Source organism: Streptomyces sp. V3I8 (assembly GCF_030817535.1).
Taxonomy (GTDB): domain Bacteria; phylum Actinomycetota; class Actinomycetes; order Streptomycetales; family Streptomycetaceae; genus Streptomyces.
The window spans coordinates 1,333,915-1,351,908 of the sequence record NZ_JAUSZL010000002.1 but is presented as its reverse complement, the minus strand read 5'-3'; the positions used below and the strand labels follow the sequence as shown (position 1 = coordinate 1,351,908).

General features: G+C 71.7%; 15 protein-coding genes, 1 pseudogene and 1 riboswitch. Of the genes and pseudogenes, 10 read left to right on the top strand and 6 right to left on the bottom strand.

The features are described 5' to 3' along the window. Positions 1-205 precede the first annotated feature (205 nt). Positions 206-1,045, top strand: a pseudogene (locus QFZ75_RS06025) (IS5 family transposase). Between the two features lie 92 nt (positions 1,046-1,137). Continuing rightward, positions 1,138-1,560: a hypothetical protein gene (locus QFZ75_RS06020; protein WP_307534467.1), complete on the top strand. Its 423-nt coding sequence runs from the start codon at positions 1,138-1,140 to the stop codon at positions 1,558-1,560. Positions 1,561-1,826: 266 nt separating this feature from the next. Here the strand turns inward: QFZ75_RS06020 and QFZ75_RS06015 are convergent, their stop codons facing one another. Then, positions 1,827-2,678 carry a helix-turn-helix transcriptional regulator gene (locus tag QFZ75_RS06015; RefSeq protein WP_307534466.1) on the bottom strand — a complete coding sequence of 284 codons (852 nt, stop codon included), beginning with the start codon at positions 2,676-2,678 and terminating at the stop codon, positions 1,827-1,829. A gap of 259 nt (positions 2,679-2,937) precedes the next feature. Between QFZ75_RS06015 and QFZ75_RS06010 the strand changes: the two genes are divergently transcribed. Beyond that, positions 2,938-3,267, top strand: a complete 330-nt coding sequence (locus tag QFZ75_RS06010; protein ID WP_307534464.1) for an EthD domain-containing protein — start codon at positions 2,938-2,940, stop codon at positions 3,265-3,267. On the opposite strand, the gene QFZ75_RS06005 is transcribed toward QFZ75_RS06010, so the two are convergent. Continuing rightward, positions 3,236-3,808, bottom strand: coding sequence for a hypothetical protein (locus QFZ75_RS06005; RefSeq protein ID WP_307534462.1), 573 nt, complete (start codon positions 3,806-3,808; stop codon positions 3,236-3,238). The two genes, QFZ75_RS06010 and QFZ75_RS06005, sit on opposite strands and share 32 nt — an antisense overlap. Positions 3,809-4,472: 664 nt before the next feature. Here QFZ75_RS06005 and QFZ75_RS06000 point away from each other — a divergent pair. Beyond that, complete coding sequence (locus tag QFZ75_RS06000; RefSeq protein WP_307534461.1) at positions 4,473-4,775, top strand: hypothetical protein; 303 nt, start codon at positions 4,473-4,475, stop codon at positions 4,773-4,775. A gap of 120 nt (positions 4,776-4,895) precedes the next feature. On the opposite strand, the gene rph is transcribed toward QFZ75_RS06000, so the two are convergent. Beyond that, on the bottom strand, positions 4,896-7,511 hold the full coding sequence (rph, locus tag QFZ75_RS05995; protein ID WP_307534459.1) for a rifamycin-inactivating phosphotransferase: 2,616 nt from the start codon (positions 7,509-7,511) through the stop codon (positions 4,896-4,898). Between the two features lie 368 nt (positions 7,512-7,879). Between rph and QFZ75_RS05990 the strand changes: the two genes are divergently transcribed. Both QFZ75_RS05990 and QFZ75_RS05985 read left to right on the top strand, forming a co-directional pair. After that, positions 7,880-9,778, top strand: coding sequence for a LamG-like jellyroll fold domain-containing protein (locus tag QFZ75_RS05990; protein ID WP_307534457.1), 1,899 nt, complete (start codon positions 7,880-7,882; stop codon positions 9,776-9,778). 487 nt (positions 9,779-10,265) lie between these two features. Continuing rightward, a complete protein-coding gene (locus QFZ75_RS05985; protein ID WP_307534455.1) occupies positions 10,266-11,924 on the top strand; it encodes a C40 family peptidase in 1,659 nt (552 codons plus the stop codon). 10 nt (positions 11,925-11,934) lie between these two features. Here QFZ75_RS05985 and QFZ75_RS05980 read toward each other — a convergent pair whose 3' ends face one another. From QFZ75_RS05980 to QFZ75_RS41065, 3 genes are all read right to left on the bottom strand, one after another. After that, positions 11,935-12,450, bottom strand: coding sequence for a GNAT family N-acetyltransferase (locus QFZ75_RS05980; RefSeq protein ID WP_307534453.1), 516 nt, complete (start codon positions 12,448-12,450; stop codon positions 11,935-11,937). 121 nt (positions 12,451-12,571) lie between these two features. Further along, positions 12,572-13,357, bottom strand: coding sequence for a glutathione S-transferase family protein (locus QFZ75_RS05975; RefSeq protein ID WP_307534451.1), 786 nt, complete (start codon positions 13,355-13,357; stop codon positions 12,572-12,574). A 104-nt stretch (positions 13,358-13,461) separates the two neighbouring features. Next, positions 13,462-13,542 (bottom strand): putative leader peptide, encoded by an 81-nt coding sequence (locus tag QFZ75_RS41065; RefSeq protein ID WP_359395135.1) that lies wholly within the window; start codon positions 13,540-13,542, stop codon positions 13,462-13,464. Positions 13,543-13,563: 21 nt separating this feature from the next. Then, a riboswitch (SAM riboswitch) is annotated at positions 13,564-13,709 on the bottom strand. Positions 13,710-13,771: 62 nt separating this feature from the next. On the opposite strand from QFZ75_RS41065, the gene QFZ75_RS41060 reads away from it, so the two are divergent. From QFZ75_RS41060 to QFZ75_RS05960, 4 genes are all read left to right on the top strand, one after another. Beyond that, positions 13,772-14,098 (top strand): putative leader peptide, encoded by a 327-nt coding sequence (locus QFZ75_RS41060; RefSeq protein WP_373465813.1) that lies wholly within the window; start codon positions 13,772-13,774, stop codon positions 14,096-14,098. Positions 14,099-14,173: 75 nt separating this feature from the next. After that, positions 14,174-15,469: an LLM class flavin-dependent oxidoreductase gene (locus tag QFZ75_RS05970; RefSeq protein WP_307534449.1), complete on the top strand. Its 1,296-nt coding sequence runs from the start codon at positions 14,174-14,176 to the stop codon at positions 15,467-15,469. A gap of 18 nt (positions 15,470-15,487) precedes the next feature. Continuing rightward, entirely contained in the window at positions 15,488-16,885 is a 1,398-nt protein-coding gene (locus tag QFZ75_RS05965; RefSeq protein ID WP_307534447.1) for an NtaA/DmoA family FMN-dependent monooxygenase, read from the top strand. Continuing rightward, positions 16,882-17,991, top strand: a complete 1,110-nt coding sequence (locus QFZ75_RS05960; protein ID WP_307534446.1) for an LLM class flavin-dependent oxidoreductase — start codon at positions 16,882-16,884, stop codon at positions 17,989-17,991. The genes QFZ75_RS05965 and QFZ75_RS05960 overlap by 4 nt, the downstream gene beginning before the upstream one ends. Positions 17,992-17,994 lie beyond the last annotated feature (3 nt).

The window sequence follows — 17,994 nt, the reverse complement described above, 5'->3', positions numbered from 1 at the left end:
AAAACGCTGATCAAGTTCGAGCCGCGTTCGATGCCGGTCATTAAATGACAAGCTGAGTGGGCGTTCAGATCGCTTCTGTATCATTAAATGCAGGTTCGGGGTGAGTGCCTGATGAGGCTGAAGAGGGCAACGGTTCACTACGAATGCTTCCGCTTCCGCCGCGCGCGCCCTGCCGAGCTGAGTGGGCTTGCCGCCTCCTGGCAGTATGAACGAACGTCGGCGGTATCCCAGTGACTTGTCCGATGCCCGGTGGGCCCTGGTGGAACCGCTACTGACGAGCTGACGGGACGACAAGGCTCGCCACGGGCTGAACATTGGTATCCCGCCTCAGCGCAATCTGCGCGACCTGCTCGACGCGATTCTCTACGTGGCCCGCACCGGGATCCCCTGGCGCTACCTTTCCCACGACTTCCCGCACCGGAACAGCGTCTACCACTACTTCGGCCGGTGGGAGAGGGACGGCATCTTCGAGCACCTCAACGCCCTGCTGCGGCGCCGGGTCCGGGAAGAAGAGGGCCGTAGCCCGGAGCCGACCGGATCCGTCATCGACGCGCAGAGCGTGAAAACCTCCACCAACATTCCCGCCCGCGAGCAGGGTGCTGACGTGGGTAAGAGGATCGTCGGCCGCAAGCGGAGCATCATCATCCACACGACCGGTCTGATGCTGACGGTGCCGGTCACCGCCGCCAGTATCCAGGACTCCGTTGCCGGCGAACGTCTCCTCAACCGACTCGCCGCCAACCATCCCGGCATCCGCAAGGGCTGGGCCGACCGCGGCTACCGCGAATACCTCGTCGACCACGCCGCCCGCCTCGGTATCGACCTGGATGTCGTCCGACGCGCCCCCGGCACCAAGGGCTTCAAAGTCCTTCCCCGCAGGTGGGTGGTCGAGCGCAGGCTGGGCTGGCTGATGCACCTACCGCCGTTTGGCCCGGGACTACGAAGCCCTCCCTGCCCGCTCCACCGCATGATCTGCATCGCGATGATCGCCTTCATGACTCGCCGCCTCACCCACGAATCCACCCCAACCTGGCGAGGAGCCTGAAGCACAATCACATGCCCGCCCCGGAGTCAGCCGAAACTCACTGGTGCCGATTCTCGGTGTCGTTGTGGGAAGCGCTAGGCGATACTCGCCCTGTGGAATGGCGCGAGCAGGTACAAGCGGCAGAACAGATCGGTGATTGGGGTGCAGCTATCTCGCTGGTGAGCGCTCGTGCCGAGTGCTACTCCACCGATTTCCTCGCGCACGACAATCATCTGTGGCACATGGATCTGCTCGTTCGTGCGGAGCGATTCGACCAGCTCACCGAACTCGCGCTCACAGATGTCCACGCGCGCCGGCGACTCAACAGATCGCTTCACGAGCGGGCCATCGACACAGCGCTGCGCCACCGTGCTGAGGCTGGCGACAGCGGTGCCTTGTATCACCTTGTGAAGTTGCTGTGCGGAAGAGACCAGCTGCAGGACGCCCAAGAAGCGGTTGAGTGTCTAGGTCCTGAGAATGAGTACGCGCACCAGCTCGTGGCCGACTCCCGAACAGCCTCGGGCGGCACTTGGTAGCTCTCCGCCGCGGATCGCCGTATGCCCGCGAAACGATGTACTTCCGGGCGAAGTATCGGCAGAAAAACACCCGCTCAGGCAGGTGGGGCGGGAAGCGGTGCTCCAGGATCTGCACCCACCGGTGCAGGACCACGAAGCCGGTCGTGTCGGCCTGCGCCCGGATCAGCTCTCTCAGCGCTTCGACGGACGGCTGGGTGCCAGGCGCTGAAGAACGAAGCTGTCTGTCCCTCCGCCATGGCACATGAAGATTATTCCGCAAGGACTTCTCAGCCGGGTACGTCCATGCGCTGTGTGCCGATGACTGACAGCAGCCGCAGTGCCTGCTCTGCGGGAGAGCCGGGCTCGACCGTGTAGAGCACGATCTGCTGGTCCTGGTTGGTGATGTCGAGGAAGGTGCAGTTGAGGGTGATGGGGCCGATCAGTGGATGGTTGACGGTTTTGAGCAGGGTGGGTTCGGGGTGCACGTCGTGGGCGGCCCACAGCCGGGCGAACTCCGCGCTGCCGGCGAGGAGGTCCCCCACCAGCGTGGTCACCTCGGGGTCGTCGGGGTAGCGGGCGGCGGTGGCACGCAGGCGCCGGGCGGCGGCGCGGGCGAACGCCTGCGCGTCGAACGGGTCGTACAGCGGCCGCTCCCGCGAGGGCGGTGCGAGGTAGGCGCGGCGCACGAGGTTGCGCTCGCGCCGGGGCAGGGGGGAGAAATCCTCCAGGAGGGCGGCGGCCAGATCGTTCCAGGCGATCACCTCGTAGGTCGCGGAGAGCACGATCGCCGCGGTGTGCGGCAGCCGCCGCAGCAGGTCGAGGATGCTGTGCGGTACTTCGCGTGAGGGCCCGGCCGGCGGACCGGGCGGGGCGCCGGCGAGGTGGTGCAGGTGGTCGCGCTCGGCGTCCGACAGGCGCAGGGCCCGGGCCAGGCCGGCGAGTACCTCACGCGAGGGGCGCGGACCGCGGGCCTGCTCGAGGCGCGTGTAGTACTCGGTCGAGATGAACGCCAGCTGCGCCACCTCCTCGCGGCGCAGCCCCGGTGTGCGGCGGCGCGGCCCGGCGGGCAGCCCCACGTCGGCAGGGGTGATGCGCTCGCGCCTGCCGCGCAGGAAGCCGGCCAGCTCTGGTCTGTCCATACCTCCAGTGTGCGTCCGGCCGCACGGGCGAGCCAGGTACCGCGGGTGCCTGGATCAGCTGTGCGGCCGGACGCAGGCTTGCTGCCATGGACAACGCGCAGATCATCGACACCGCCGTCCCCGCCGCCGGGGGCCTGCCGTCGACGGTAGTGCGCACCCGACCGGTCCCGGTGCGCGTATCGGCGCCTTTCCCGGCTGGTGACACCGGGCCGGCGAATCATCACTCATCGAACAGAAACGGACAGGCATCATGATCAAAATGGTCATCACGCTGAAGCGTCGCGAGGGCATGACCCATGACGAGTTCACCCACTACCAGCGGAACATCCACCGGCCGCTGCTCATGTCCATCCCGGAGGCGAAGCAGTACATCCGCCGCTTCGTGGTGTCGTATCCCGTCCCCGCGCCGAACTACCCCGAACCGGACTACGACTCGGTGGTCGAGGCATGGTTCGACACGATGGACGACCTCAACGCGCTCTACTTCTGCGAGAACTTCCTGAAGACCGTCGACCCGGACCACGAGAACTTCATCGACCTGAACACCTTTGGACGCATCATCTCCGAAGAGGAGGTCGTCGTCGGCTGAGGCCCCGGCACCGAGTCCGCCACGGCCTCCACCGACAGCCGGCCAGCTGCCGGTAGTGCGGGTGCGGTATCCCGCCGGTGGTGATCAGGACGGTCAGCTGCCGGGCGCACCGGGAGCGGGCCGACGCGCTCTTCAGTGCCTGGTGCTGCTGCTCCCCGTTCAGCCCGGCCAGTCCTTTGACCTGCGCGCACAGCTGGTCCCAGGTGATGGTCGTATCGAGCCGGGCGGTGTGCTCCAGGACGTCGCGCACGGTGTCGGCCACGGCGCCGACCTCAGCGGAGACAGCCGCGGAAGCCGATGCCCGGCGCGGGCCGGCGCGCGTGGTCCGCTGTGTCCCGGCCCGGGGCGCGGGCTCCTTCACGGCGGCGGGGGCCGGTGCTGCGGCGGCCTTCGGTGCGGGCGTCGGTGCCGGGCCGGGTGGGGCTGCAGAGCGGCTGCGCTTGTCCCAGGCGTTGATCTGATGGCGGGTCAGCCACGGCCCGGCCGTTTGGGCCTGGTCCTGCGGCCGGGCCACCAGCTGCTGCATCTCGTCGGCCCGCATGCGGCCGCACCGACTTCGACTGGTGCAGCAAATGCGGTGGCTACGCCCTGCGCAGACTCACCGACTCCCAGCAGTCCTACTACCGAGCCGCTCACCACCTGCACAACATCAAACGGTCGCTCGACGGCAAGGGCGGAATCTCCGGCACCGACGCCTCCACGATGATCACTCACCTGGAGGAACTGGCAGCCTGGCAGCCAGCCGACGAGGAGGAGTGGCACGGGAGCGATTCCTGGCAATGGCAGGACACCGTCCGCGAGTTCAGGCGCAAGGTCGCAAGGTCTCACACCGTGACGGGTCCTGGCGAGCCGGCCTCTTGACCCGGTTGAGAGCGTTGGACACGCGCGTCACCGACATGCGCATGGGGACCAGTTGGGGACCACGCGGTGTTCGCGCGCCTGAACGGTACGCGCGGAACAGCACGCTTTGCTTCCTGCTTTCTGGCCGTATGTGCAGACAAAAGGGATAAGCCCTACTCCTGGGGGTCAAGGGGTCGCAGGTTCAAATCCTGTCGTCCCGATGATGCGGAGAACCTCCACGGACGGGAGTCCGTGGAGGTTCTTTTCGTTGTGGGCCCCCTCGTGCGGGTTCCTCCGGCCGACCCGCCGCCCAGCCGCCGCGGACCCGTCGTCGACCCGTCGTCGACTCGTTTATGATCTTGCCCGTGACTGCGCAGAGCATCGACAGGACGGCTTCCCGCAAGCAGCGGCTGCAGGAGAAGCAGCGCCGCCAGTTGGCGGTGGTCGACACCGTGGACAAGGCCGAGATCAAGGTCCGCAAGGCGGAGACCGAACTGGCCGTGGCCGTCACCGAGGCGGTGCAGGTGTTCGGCGACGAGCAGGCCGCGTCCGAGGGCCTGGACATGCCGGTCGAGTCGGTCCGGCACTTCCTCGGCATGGCGCGGACCGAGGCGGCCGGCGGCGACAAGGGCGGCACCGAGGACGTACAGGCCGTCGACGGACCCTGAGGCCCGGCCACCGGACCCCCTGAGGCCCGGCCACCGGCCCCTGAGGCCCGATGACGGCCCTGAGGCCCGGCCACCGGACCCCCTGAGGCCCGGCCACCGGGCCCTGAGGCCCGGTGGCGGTCAGGGCAGGATCTCGACGTACCCGTCGGTTCCGTGCACCCGGATCCGCTGCCCGTCCCGGATCAGCCGGGTGGCCCGCTCCACGCCCACGACGGCCGGCAGACCGTACTCGCGGGCGATCACCGCGCCATGGGTCATCAGACCGCCCACCTCGGTCACCAGGCCCGCGATGGCGACGAACAGCGGCGACCAGCTGGGGTCCGTGAAGGCCGTGACCAGGATGTCGCCCGCCTCGAGGTCGGCGTCCGCCATGTCGAGGACGACGCGGGCCCTCCCCTCGACGGCCCCGGCGGAGACAGGGAGACCGATCAGGGCGCCGGGCGGCGCGTCGTCGCGCCGGTACGCCCCGGTGAGGGCCTCGCCGTCCGAGGTGAGGACCCGGGGCGGGGTGAGCGCCTGGTACGACCGGAACGCGTCCTTGCGCCGCCGGACCAGGAGGCTGTCCACCCGCTGCGAGCGCACGGCCTCCTCGAACTCCTGGTAGGTCAGATAGAAGGCGTCCTCCTTCTCGGGGAGCACGCCGGTCTCCACCAGGCGCTCGGCCTCCCGCAGCAGCGCCTGCTTGTAGAGGAAGTAGCGGCTGACGATGCTGTACTTCGGGTACTCCCGGTACCCGATGAAGGCCCTGACCCGGTCGATCATCCGCTTGGTCTCGTCGGCCTTCCGGTCTCCGTCCGGCAGGGCGCGCAGACGTGACAGCACGTCCTGTTCCTTCTCCCGCGCCCGCTGCCGGCCCTCCTCGAAACGCCGCGCGGCGGCGCCCGGTTCGAAGTTCCTGACATTGTCGAGGAGCACGGGCACGAGGGTGTCGGGCCGCTCGCGCCAGCGCGGCCTCGTGATGTCGATCTCGCCGACGCAGCGCATGCCGTACAGGTCTAGGTAGGCCTCGACGGCGTCGCGCGCCGCGGCCCCGCCCGGGAGCGTCGCCATCTTGTCCAGGAAGTCCTCGTCCTGGACGTCCCGCAGGAAGGCCACCACCTCCGGGTGCGGACGGATCACGTCCGCGACGTCGAGCAGCGCCAGGCCCATCTCCGACGTGATGTTGTCGGGGGCGGACAGGGTCAGGGTGTCGGCCGCGTTCTTCTCGCCCAGCCATTCCTGCAGCTTGTCGTTGAGCCACCACGTGGCGTCCATCCCCGCCATGATCGCCTGGATGTTCAGCGGATCACCGAGGACCCGCTTGTGCTCCTCGAACGCCTTCGGCAGGAAGTCGAACAGCGCCGGCCCGCTCTTCGTCCGGATGTCGCGCTCCAGGGCGGCGACGGACGCCCGGCTGCGCTCGATCAGCTCGGCGACGACGGCCGGATCGGTCTCGACAGGGGCGGGCGCGCCACCGGCCGGCGGCCGCCCGGGGGCCGGGTCCGGGTCCGGGAGCGACGGGACGAAACCGTCGCGGTCGAGGACGGTCTCCAGGGCGTCCCTGACCAGCGGATCGCCCTTCCCCATGACGTCCAGCAGCCCGGCCCGGCCCGTGGGCGAGGCCAGGCGCCGGGTGATGTCGACGAACAGCCGCCCGCCGGCCTCGTGCATCGGCACCATGGCCGTCAACTGCCACATGGAGAGGCCCAGGGGCTTCATGGGATCGGTCATCATCTGCTGGTGGCCGACGGACACGTACACGCGGTTCTCCGGGCCGTCGCTCCCGGGGACGGCTTCGGGGACGGGGAACAGCGTCGTGATCGGCCGGCTCTGCACGATCTGGAAGTCGTCGTCGGCCAGGCACCATTCGATGTCCTGCGGACGGCCGAAGCGGTCCTCGATCCGCCGCCCCAGCCGCACGAGCCGCACCACCTGCGCGTCCGTCAGCGCCGGCTCCTCCCGCCGCGCCGCGTCGACGGCCACCTCCCGCGTGCCGCCGGACGACAGGGCGTGTACGGCCCGCTGTTTGACGGCGACCGTCCTGGCGACGACCTCGCCGTCCCGCACCTTGAAGACGTCCGGGTTCACCAGACCGGAGACCAGGGCCTCGCCGAGGCCGAAGCCGGCGTCCACGGTGGCGACCTTCCGGTCGCCCGTGACGGGGTCGGCCGTGAACAGGATGCCGGCCGCGTGCGGGAGGACCATGCGCTGCACGACCACGGCCATGTGGACCGTACGGTGGTCGATGCCGTTGCGCCGCCGGTACGTCACGGCCCGCTCGGTGAACAGCGAGGCCCAGCACCGGCTGATGTGCCGCAGGACCGCGGCCGGTCCCAGGATGTTCAGGTACGTGTCCTGCTGTCCGGCGGAGGACGCCGTCGGCAGGTCCTCCGCCGTCGCGCTGGACCGGACGGCGTAGGCGGCCTGCTCCCCGTGCCGGGCGAGCGCGCGGGTGATCGCCGCCGCGATGTCGTCCGGGACGGCGACCCCCTCGACGGTCTGGCGGATCCGCGCGCTGAGCGTGCGGACCGCCTCCCGGTCGTCCGGGTCGAGGTGCGACAGCTGATCGAGGAGACCGCCGATCGACGGGGCGTCCGCCATGATCCGCCGGAAGGCGTCCGTCGTCACGCAGAAGCCGGCCGGCACGCGGATGCCCTCGATCCGCGACAGCGCGCCCAGGTGCGCGCCCTTGCCGCCGACGGCCGAAACCCGCGTCTCGTCGACCTCCTGGAGATCCAGCACGTACGGCCCGGTCATCGCGACAGCTCCGTCCACATCGTCAACACACACGCGTCGTGTCCTCGTTTCCGCAGGTTGTGGCCTCGGCCGACGATTGTGCGGCACCCCCCGGGCCTTGCCGCAAGCCCCCTGGTGCGTTATAAATTGAGAGTGGCGAGGAGAGGTCTCCTCGCCTTTTTTCGTGCCCCGTCCGCCGCGCCCTTCCTCGCCGTCCGCCGCGACCGGCAGGCCGCGCTCCGCCAAACGGTCCGCCGACGGGCGGCGGCCGTTCAACTCCCCGCCACCGTCCGGCCGTGGCGGATGAGGAGCGTACGGGCTGCCGACCGGTTCCTTCCGGTCCCTTCGGTTCCTTCCGGTTTCTTCCGGTCCCGCCCTACGGAGTGTTCATGACTGCGGCAGAACAACAGAACCCCCTGCACAGACGCTCGTTGCTGCGAGCCGCGGCAGCCCTGCCCGTGGCCGGCGCGGCGGTCGCCGGCCTGGAGGTGCCGGCGCAGGCCGCCTCCACGGCTGCCTCCGCCTCCTCCGCCTCCGCCGCGGCGAACGGCGGCCGGTTCGATCCCGGGAGCCCCCGCTTCGTACTGGCCGTCCTGCCCGACACCCAGTACCTCTTCGACGCGGACAGCACCGACCCCGCGCCGCTGCGGGAGGCCTTCCGCCACCTGGTCGCCGAGCGCGGGGAGGCGAACATCGCCTTCATGACGCACCTCGGCGACGTCACCGAACACGGCACCGAGGACGAGATCCGGCGCGCCGCCGACACCTTCCGGACCCTCCACGGCAAGGTGCCCTACAGCGTCCTCGCGGGCAACCACGACATCGCCTCAGGGGACGACCAGCGGGGCGACTCCGCGTACCTCGCCGCCTTCGGGCCCGCCCGCTACCAGTCCATGCCGACCTACCGCGGCGCCTCGCCCGACGGCTACAACACGTACCACGTGCTGACGGCCGCGGACCGGTCCTGGCTGATCCTCGCCCTCGACTGGCGGATCTCGGACAAGGGCCTCGCGTGGGCGCAGGGCGTCCTGGACGCCCACCCCACACTGCCCGCCGTCCTCACCACGCACGACATCGCCTGGGCGGACGACGACGGCGAGGCGCAGCTGTCGGACAACGGCAAACGGCTGTGGGAAGGCCTCGTCCGGGGCAACGACCAGATCTTCCTCGCGCTGGGCGGCCACTACTGGCCGCCGGGCCGCACGGTCCTGCGCAACGACGCCGACAACGATGTCCACGTCCACATCACCAACTACCAGGACCGCTACTACGGCGGCGCCGGCATGATCCGCACCTACGGGTTCGACCTGGCCCGCGGTGTCATCGACGTCGAGACCTTCTCGCCGTGGCTCCTCGCCCGCGATCCCGCGAAGCGGTCGCCGCTGGAGGCCGAGACCATCGAACTGACCGGTCCCGCCGACCGGTTCGCCCTGGACATCGACTTCGACGCGCGCTTCGCGGGCTTCGCCCCCGTCGCGGTGCCGAAGCCGCGCCCCGCCTCCGCCGTGATGCCGCGCGGCACGGTCGCGTACTGGCGCTTCGACGCGGCCGGGACGACGGCGGGCGGGACTGCGGGCAGGCCCGTCGCGGACGGGGCCGTCGTACGCGACCTCACCGGCAACGGGAACGACCTGGCCGTCAGCCGGCTGGCGTCGAGCGGCCCCGAGGCCCTCACCTGGTCGGCCGACCACCACCCCGGCCAGCCGGCGCACGCCAGTCTCCGCTTCGACGGCGGCAAAAGCCCGGACCGCGGCGCGATCCTGACGACCGCCGCCCGAGCCGCCCTGAACAGCGAGAAGTTCACGCACGGCTACACCATCGAGACCTTCGTCCGGCTGCCCGAGCCCTTCGAGGGCGACCACTCCTGGATGGGCATCCTCAGCTGGGAGGGGCGCAACGGGGACGCGGGCAAGACCACGGGCTGGTCCCCGCTGGAGCCCACCTGCAGCCTCAACCTGTCGCCCGAGCGGTTCCTGCAGTTCGTGGTCTACCCGCAGCGCCAGGACGCCGACCCCACGTCGTGGAGCCACGCGGTGCCCGTCGGCCGCTGGATGCACATCGCCCTGGTCAACGACGGCCGCCGCACGGTGATGTACGTGGACGGTTCGAGGATCGCCCGCAATCCGGCGCAGCCGTCCACCGGCATCGCCACCCTGGGCAAGCCCTTCGTGCTCGGCGCCACCCAGTTCGACGAGCGTTTCTCGCACGGCTTCTACGGCTGGATCGGTGACACCCGCATCGTGAACCGGGCCTTGTCCGTACGGGAGTTCCTCACGCCCTTCGCGTAGGGCGCGCGAGGAGGAGCCCTGGCGGGCCGCCACCTGACAGGGCCCCGCCGTCCTGAAGTTCCCGGCGGTGGGCGACGGCGGGCGGGCGGCGGGCGACGTTCGGTGACGGACCGATCGCGGTGAGGTGGTCACGTGGGCGAGGTCACCTTCGGGTACGACGAAGGTCACATTTACATATCGGACACTTCGCACTTCAATCTTCACGCCAGACACACAAGTTGGCTAAGTTGACCGGCAGGCCGTACGACTCCCTCCGGTGAACCTCGCCGGGTCGCGCGGCCTCCGCCGAATCCGACAGGCCCCCGCGGCTGCCGGAGCCGGAGGTCCGGTCGACTTCTTGGGTGAAACGGCACGACTGCCCGGTGGGCAGCGGCCGCAGGACATGAGTTCCGGGAACTGTCCGCCCGACCCGACAGCCGGCCCGGCAGGCGGTGCACGGAAGGAGTCGTCCCCCATCGCGCCGGAACGAACGCAGCGTCCCGCCCTCGTGAAGGCGGCCCCCTCCTCCGCGGACGTGAACGGCGACGAGCCGAGCCGCGAGGAGGTCCAGCGGCGGATCGCCAATCTCTACGACCGGGTCGAGAACGCCACCGGCAACTTCAACGCGACCCGCGCGATGACCACGGCGGCACGCGGCGCGGGCAGGCCGGCTCCCGATGGCAGGGGAGGCCGCGGCGACCGTGGCGGCGCCGCCGGTGCGGGCGCCCCGCTGCCGGACATCGCGAAGCAGTGGTTCGACGTGGGACGCGGGCAGTTGGGCCCCGTCTTCCCGGCGGTGCTGCCGCCCGACAGGATGCCGGACCGCGAGGCGGCCGGGTCACGGCCCGCCGACCCGGGCGGGCGCCCGGGCGGCCGCGGCCGGGAGACGCCCGACAGGCCCGTCCTGGAACTGACCGCAGGCCCGTCCGGCGCGGGCGCCGCCGGGTCCGTCGCGGAGCTGACCGCGCGGCCCGTGGCCGAGTTGACCGCCGGAGCCGGAGCCGGAGCCGGAGCCGGAGCCGGAGCCGGCACCGCCCCCGTCGCCGCGCTGCCCGCCGTGCCGGCGCAGCGGCAGGCGACCGACCGCGCCCTGCCCGGAGCGGCCGGCGAGCCCTCGCAGGCGGCGCTGCGCACCCGCAAGCAACGCAACCAGCGCAAGCTGGGCCAGGCCCGCGAGCTGCTGGCCGGGCATGCGGCCCGGCGCGGCGCACCCGTCGCAGAGATCGCGCCCGTGCCTGCACCCGCGCCCGCGCCGGCCGAGATCGCCTGGCCGTCCGCCGCGGAGCAGACCTACTCCGGGACCGGGACGGGCTCCTGGCAGCAGCCGTCCACCGGCTTCGCACCCGGGCCGTACGCGGGCGACACGTCGTACGCGGCAGGCGCGCCCTACGTGGGCGGCGCGCCGTACGCGGCCACGGAGCCCCACATGGGCGCCGACCCGCGCACGGGTACGGACATGCGGGCCGGCATCGACATGTACGCCGGTACGGGGGCGTATCCCGTCGGCCAGGGCACGTACGGCGGCCCGGACATGTACGCCGGCCCGGGCGCTCACCCCGGCCCGGACCCGCTGGCCTCCGCCCACCAGGGCATCGTCGGCGGTGTCCTGTACCCCGGCACGGACCAGTACACCGGTCCGAGCCTCTACATCGACGCGAGCACGCCCATCGCCGCGGGGGTCGCCGCCGACATGCGGGCGGGGATCGGCTCCAGGACCGCGGGGCCGGTGTACGTCGAGCCCGTGTACGCCGAACCCGTGTACGTCGAGCCGGTGTACGCCGAGCCCGTCCGCACCGACCCCGGGTACGGCGGACAGGGCGCCAGGGCTGCCGAGTTCGCCCGCGCGCAGATCGGCAAGCCGTGCGTCTGGGGCGCGATGGGGCCGGGCTCGTACGACTGTTCGAGCCTCACCCAGGCCGCCTGGAAGGTCGCCGGGGTCGCGCTGCCGCGTACCGTCCAGGAACAGGCGGCCGCCGGCACACCGGTCGCCGTCTCCGACATGCGCCCCGGTGACCTGGTCCTCTTCAACGGGCCGGTCGGCCACGTCGGCATCTGCACCACCAACGGCATGATGATCCACGCGCCGAGCCCGGGCGCGGCCATCCGCGAGGAATCGATCTACTGGGCCGGCGAGCCGGCGATCCACGGCGTGGTCCGGCCCGCCTAGGGGCCGGTGCTCAGCAGGGCAGTGGTGCCCGTTCCGTGAGGGCCTTGGTGAAGCAGACACTGAACGGGTTGAGGTCGTATGGGGCGTACGGCCGCACCCGCTGCCAGCCCTCCCGCGCGTAGAGCCCCAGGGCCTCCGGCTGGAGCTCGCCCGTCTGCAGCCACAGCCGGTCGATGCCGAGGTCCAGCGCGCTCGACCCCACCGCCGCCAGGGCCGCCCGCGCCAGGCCCCGGCCGCGGTGGCCGGCGTCCACGAACACCCGCTTCACCTCGTGCCGGTCGGGCAGCCTGCGCAGCGAGGCGGTGGCCACGGGCACGTCGTCGGCGTACGCGACCCAGGTGACCAGGATCTCCTCGGCCGCGGGCTGCGGCGGGCGGACGCGCCGGTGCTCGACCGGCGCGTAGCGCGGGGCCAGTTCGGCGGACATCTGCTCGCGCAGCCGGACCGGAGCGGCGGCCTCCCACTCCTCGGTGACCCAGCGGATCGCCGGCACCCGCCGGACGGCACGGTCTTCTCCCATGATCATGCGCACATGCTCACACCGGCGGGTGGAACGTGTCGTCGGCTCCGGCCTCCTGTTCGCGGAACGGAAACACGCCGTTCGCACCGGCGTTCGCACCGGCGTACGGACCGGCGTGGGGCCCCGGCTAGCGGGCCGCGCGCACGCCGCCCGCGAAGGCCGGGTGCCGGCCGAGCCGGCGGACGTACGCGTCCAGCCGGGGGCACGCGGTCGGGGCGCCGTCCGTGCCGAGGTGGGTGAGCGCCACCCAGAGGTCCACGTCCGCGGCGGTGATCTCGTCGCCCAGCACGTAGCGCCGGGACGACAGTTGGTGGTCGAGCAGGGACAGGGTCGCGGCCCGGGCCGCGGGGCGCGCGGTCGGTGTGACGTCCCGGGCGAGGAGTTCGCGCAGCGCGTCGATCTCCGCGGCGAGGGACGGCGGACGCAGGGCGGGCAGACCGGCCGCCTCCTCGTCCCGGAGCCCGGAGAGGTCGGCCAGGTCGCGCAGGATGTCGGGCGTGTGGTTGCTGACGACGCGTCCGCTCCACCGGTCGCACAGGGCGGGAGCGGTGAGCGGGCCGTCGTAGTGGTGCCAGGTCGCCTCGTAGGCCCGGCGCAGTGCCGCGAAGGCGTCGGGGGTCTCGGCGGGGCGGGTCAGGACCGTCGTGGCGGTCGAGTTCTCGAGGCCCAGCAGGGCGAGGGTGATCGAGACGCGCAGCGAACGCTGACAGCCTTCGGACAGGTACAGCTGGTAGCGGTGCGGCGCCGGGTAGAAGCCGCCGGCGAGGCCGACGCCGATGCGGCCGCGGAAGCGGTGCGGACGTGCGGACGGGCCGGGTACGACCGCGCCGCAGGCGGGCGTGCCGGTGACGGCCGCTCGTACGGCCGTCGCGAAGGTACCTGTACCTGAACCGCGGGAAACTGTCTCGGGCATGGCTCTCCTGAGGGAATCGCGGAAGCCCTGGCCGCCTTGTGGGCACCAGTGCGGAACGGAATGACTGCGCTGCCGTACGGATCCGGATCGGGCGGATGCGCGTACTAGTAGGCGCTGGAGACGCGCAACAGGTCGATGTGCAGTCGCCTCGTCAAGCCGTTCCTGGGCAATTCCCACCCGTCCACGGTCAGGGCTCGCGCGAGGCGAGACCACGCTTGTCCCGCCGCTGCGGCGGAACCCGGTCGTCACCCGGGGCACCCCGTCGCGGTGGAAGGGTTGCCTGCCAGCGGGCCGGGGCCGATGACCGCACGAACGGAAAATCTCCGTCCGACGGGCGCTGGCAATCGTGACCGTCCCCGCAAGTGTCGGTGCGCAGCGTGAGACCGTCAAGAAGTCGAGACGACGTCTCATCACGTGGGCAGCCGAACCGCCGGACCGCGGCGTCCACCCCGCCACCGGCGTCCGGTCCCGACCGTCCGGGATCGATTCCGCCCTGTCGGAAGAAACCGCGCGGTCGTACTGTTGAGTGCGTCGACGAGCAGACGGCGCCCGAGCACGGGACCGCGAACGAGGCCGGCCGGACCTGGTCCGCCGGCCGCAGGGACGGAGGTGACGCACGTGCGGCCACGCCCCGTGCCCCGCCTCCGCGTCCCGAAGCTCACCCCGCGGCGCCGCGTACGCCTGTACTCGCGGCCGCACATCGACCTCCTGCGCTTCGCCGGCGCGCTCTGTCGACCCTGACCCGTGTCCCCGCGGCCCCGCCCTCCCGCGGCGAGGGCCGGCTTCTCGTACGGTCGATCAGGAAGGCACCTCCCCGTGTCGACAGCACCCTCCGCACCGCCCTCCCCCGAGCCCGACTCCTCCCTGCGTCTCGCCGTGGCGCTCGACGGCGCCGGCTGGCACCCCGCCGCCTGGCGCGAGCCCGTGGCGCGCCCCCGTGACCTGCTCACCGCCGGCTACTGGACCGACCTCGTCACCGAGGCCGAACGCGGCCTGCTCGACTTCGTGACCATCGAGGACGCCCTCGGCCTGCAGTCCTCGCACTTCACCGAACCCGACGGCCGGACCGACCAGGTCCGCGGCCGCCTCGACGCCGTCCTCATCGCCGCCCGGGTCGCCCCGCTGACCAGCCGCATAGGTCTGCTGCCGACCGTGGTGGTCACCCACACGGAGCCCTTCCACATCTCGAAGGCCATCGCCACGCTCGACTACGTGAGCACCGGCCGTGCGGGCGTACGGGTCCAGGTGTCGGCCCGCCGCAACGAGGCCGCGCACTTCGGCCGCCGCACGCTCCCCTCCTTCCGCCCCGAGGACCTGGAGAGCCCCGCGGTACAGGAGCTGACGCTCGACCTCTTCGACGAGGCGGCCGACTACGTCGAGGCGGTCCGCCGGCTGTGGGACAGCTGGGAGGACGACGCGGAGATCCGGGACGTCGCCACCGGCCGCTTCGTCGACCGGGACAAGCTGCACTACATCGACTTCGAGAGCAGGCACTTCAGCGTCAAGGGGCCCTCGATCACGCCCCGGCCCCCGCAGGGCCAACCGCCTGTCGGGGCGCTGGCCCACGGGACCGTGACCGGCGCGCCGTTCCGGCTGCTGGGCCGCTCCGCCGACCTCGGGTTCGTCACCCCGCACGACACCGGACAGGCCCGGGCGACGGTCGCCGCGGTGCGCGCCGAACAGGAGGCGGCCGGGCGGGCCGGGGAACCCCTCCGCCTCTTCGCCGACCTGGTGGTCTTCCTGGACGACGACCCCGCCGCGGCCGCCGCCCGCAAGGAGCGGCTCGACGGCCTCGCGGGCTACCCGTACACGAGCGACGCCCGGATCTTCACCGGCACCGCGTCCCAACTGGCCGATCTGCTCCAGGAGTTCGGCGAGGCCGGACTGACCGGCTTCCGGCTGCGGCCCGCCGTCGCCGGCCACGACCTCCCGGCGATCACCCGGGGCCTGGTCCCCGAACTCCAGCACCGGGGCGTCTTCCGGCAGGCGTACGAGGCCGACACCCTGCGCGGGCTGCTCGGACTCCAACGCCCGGCCGGCCGCTACGCCACCGACGGCGCTCTCGCCGGTGCCGCGACAGCTGCCGCCGCCGACGCCGTCGCCACCGCCTGAGCCGGAAGGACCCCGACCATGAGCAAGCCCCGTAAGCAGATCCACCTCGCGGCCCACTTCCCCGGCGTCAACAACACCACCGTGTGGAGCGACCCCGCCGCCGGCAGCCACATCGAGTTCAGCTCCTTCGCACACTTCGCGCGCACCGCCGAACGCGCCAAGTTCGACTTCCTGTTCCTCGCGGAGGGCCTGCGCCTGCGCGAACAGGGCGGCAAGATCTACGACTTGGACGTCGTGGGACGGCCCGACACCTTCACGGTCCTGTCCGCGCTCGCCGCCGTCACCGAACACCTCGGACTGACCGGCACCATCAACTCCACCTTCAACGAGCCCTACGAGGTGGCCCGGCAGTTCGCGAGCCTCGACCACCTCTCCGACGGCCGCGCCGCCTGGAACGTCGTCACCTCCTGGGACGCCTTCACCGGCGAGAACTTCCGCCGCGGCGGCTTCCTGCCGAAGGAGGAGCGCTACTCCCGGGCCAGGGAGTTCCTCGCCACCGCCAACGAGCTCTTCGACTCCTGGCACGGGGACGAGATCGCCGCCGACCAGGAGACCGGCACGTTCCTGCGGGACGCGCAGGCCGGCGCCTTCGTCCACCGGGGACAGCACTTCGACATCGAGGGACGGTTCAACGTCCCGCGGTCCCCGCAGGGCCGTCCGGTGATCTTCCAGGCGGGTGACTCCGAGGAGGGCCGGGAGTTCGCCGCCGCCGGCGCCGACGCGATCTTCAGCCGGTACGCCACCCTCAAGGAGGGCCAGGCGTTCTACGCGGACGTCAAGGGCCGCCTGGCCCGGCACGGCCGCACCCCCGACCAGCTGCTGATCCTGCCCGCCGCGACCTTCGTCCTGGGCGACACGGACGCCGAGGCCGAGGAGCTCGCCCGCGAGGTGCGCCGGCAGCAGGTCAGCGGGGCGACCGCGCTCAAGCACCTGGAGTTCGTCTGGAACCGCGACCTGTCCGCGTACGACCCGGACGGCCCGCTGCCCGACATCGACCCCGACCTGGGCGAGCACACCCTGGCCCGCGGCCGGGCCCAGGTGCGGATGTACCGCGACCCGCTGGCCACCGCCCGCGAGTGGCGCGAGCTGGCCGCAGCCAACAAGTGGTCCATCCGCGACCTGGTCATCGAGACCGGCAGCCGCCAGGCCTTCGTCGGCTCGGCGGCGACCGTCGCGGACACCATCGACGCGTTCGTGCAGGCCGACGCGAGCGACGGCTTCATCCTCGTCCCGCACATCACCCCCGGCGGGCTCGACGTCTTCGCCGACACGGTCGTCCCGCTGCTCCAGGAGCGCGGCGTCTTCCGCACGGAGTACGAGGGCACGACCCTGCGCGACCACCTGGGGCTGGCGCAGCCCCCGTCCGGGGCGGCGGCCGCCGGCTCCGCGGCGGGGGACGCGCGGGCGGCGTCATGAAGTTCCTGGCCATCACGCTGATCGTGCACGCGCCGGACCCGGTGACCGGCGTCCAGAAGTCCACCGGCGCCCGCTTCCGTGAAGTCCTCGACAACGCCCTGCTCGCCGAGGAGCTGGGCTTCGACGGCTTCGGCGTGGGGGAGCGGCACGAGCGCCCGTTCATCTCCTCCTCGCCGCCCGTCGTGCTCAGCCACATCGCCGCCCTCACCTCGCGGATCCGCCTGTTCACGGCGGTCACCACGCTCAGCCTCCTCGACCCGGTGCGCGCCTACGAGGACTACGCCACCCTGGACCACCTGTCGGGCGGCCGTCTCGAACTGATCATCGGCAAGGGCAACGGCACCGCCCAGCGCGAGCTGTTCCACGTCACCCCCGAGGACCAGTGGGACCGCAACGCCGAGGGCTACGAGGTGTTCCGCACGCTCTGGCGGCAGGACAAGGTGACCGCCGCGACCCGCTTCCGCCCCGGACTGGTGGACGCCGAGGTGTGGCCCAGACCGCTCCAGCAGCCCGTCCGCGTCTGGCACGGCAGCGCCACGAGCAAGGAGTCCGTCGACCTCGCCGCCCGCTACGGGGACCCGCTCTTCTCGGCGAACGTCTCCCACCCCATCGATCCGTACGCCGAGTTGATCGACCACTATCGCGAACGGTGGAAGCACCACGGCCACGACCCGGCCCGCATCGCCGTCGGCGCCGGCACGGCCGGCCACTACGCGGCCCGTACGTCACAGGAGGCGATCAGCGCCTACCGGCCGGTCTTCGAGGGCCAGTTGGCGTTCCAGCGGCGGCTCGGTCTGGAACCGGTGTTCCCCACCCTGGAGGACTTCGTGGAGCGCAGCTCCGCGCTGATCGGCAGCCCGCAGCAGATCGTCGAGAAGGTGCACCGCTACCACGAGCGGTTCGGCCACACGGTCCTGCATCTCCACGCGGACGCCGGTGGCCTGACGGACACTCAGCACCGCGACTCGCTCGCACTGTTCCAGTCGGCCGTCGCGCCGGTGCTGCGCCGCGAGATCCCCGATCCGCCGTTCCCCTGGGGCCCGGTGCAGGCCGCACCCGCACCGGTCCCCCTCCCCGCCGGGCGCCCCGTCCCCGCCGACCGCTGAGGA

What these genes read in the sequence shown, in the direction of transcription:
- QFZ75_RS06010 (WP_307534464.1), top strand. Translation starts at nt 2,938, where the DNA reads ATGGTCATCACGCTGAAGCGTCGCGAGGGCATGACCCATGACGAGTTC.
- QFZ75_RS05990 (WP_307534457.1), top strand. Translation starts at nt 7,880, where the DNA reads ATGACTGCGGCAGAACAACAGAACCCCCTGCACAGACGCTCGTTGCTG.
- QFZ75_RS05965 (WP_307534447.1), top strand. Translation starts at nt 15,488, where the DNA reads ATGAGCAAGCCCCGTAAGCAGATCCACCTCGCGGCCCACTTCCCCGGC.
- QFZ75_RS05960 (WP_307534446.1), top strand. Translation starts at nt 16,882, where the DNA reads ATGAAGTTCCTGGCCATCACGCTGATCGTGCACGCGCCGGACCCGGTG.
- QFZ75_RS06005 (WP_307534462.1), bottom strand. Translation starts at nt 3,808, where the DNA reads ATGCGGGCCGACGAGATGCAGCAGCTGGTGGCCCGGCCGCAGGACCAG.
- QFZ75_RS06015 (WP_307534466.1), bottom strand. Translation starts at nt 2,678, where the DNA reads ATGGACAGACCAGAGCTGGCCGGCTTCCTGCGCGGCAGGCGCGAGCGC.
- QFZ75_RS05975 (WP_307534451.1), bottom strand. Translation starts at nt 13,357, where the DNA reads ATGCCCGAGACAGTTTCCCGCGGTTCAGGTACAGGTACCTTCGCGACG.
- QFZ75_RS05980 (WP_307534453.1), bottom strand. Translation starts at nt 12,450, where the DNA reads ATGATCATGGGAGAAGACCGTGCCGTCCGGCGGGTGCCGGCGATCCGC.
- rph (WP_307534459.1), bottom strand. Translation starts at nt 7,511, where the DNA reads ATGACCGGGCCGTACGTGCTGGATCTCCAGGAGGTCGACGAGACGCGG.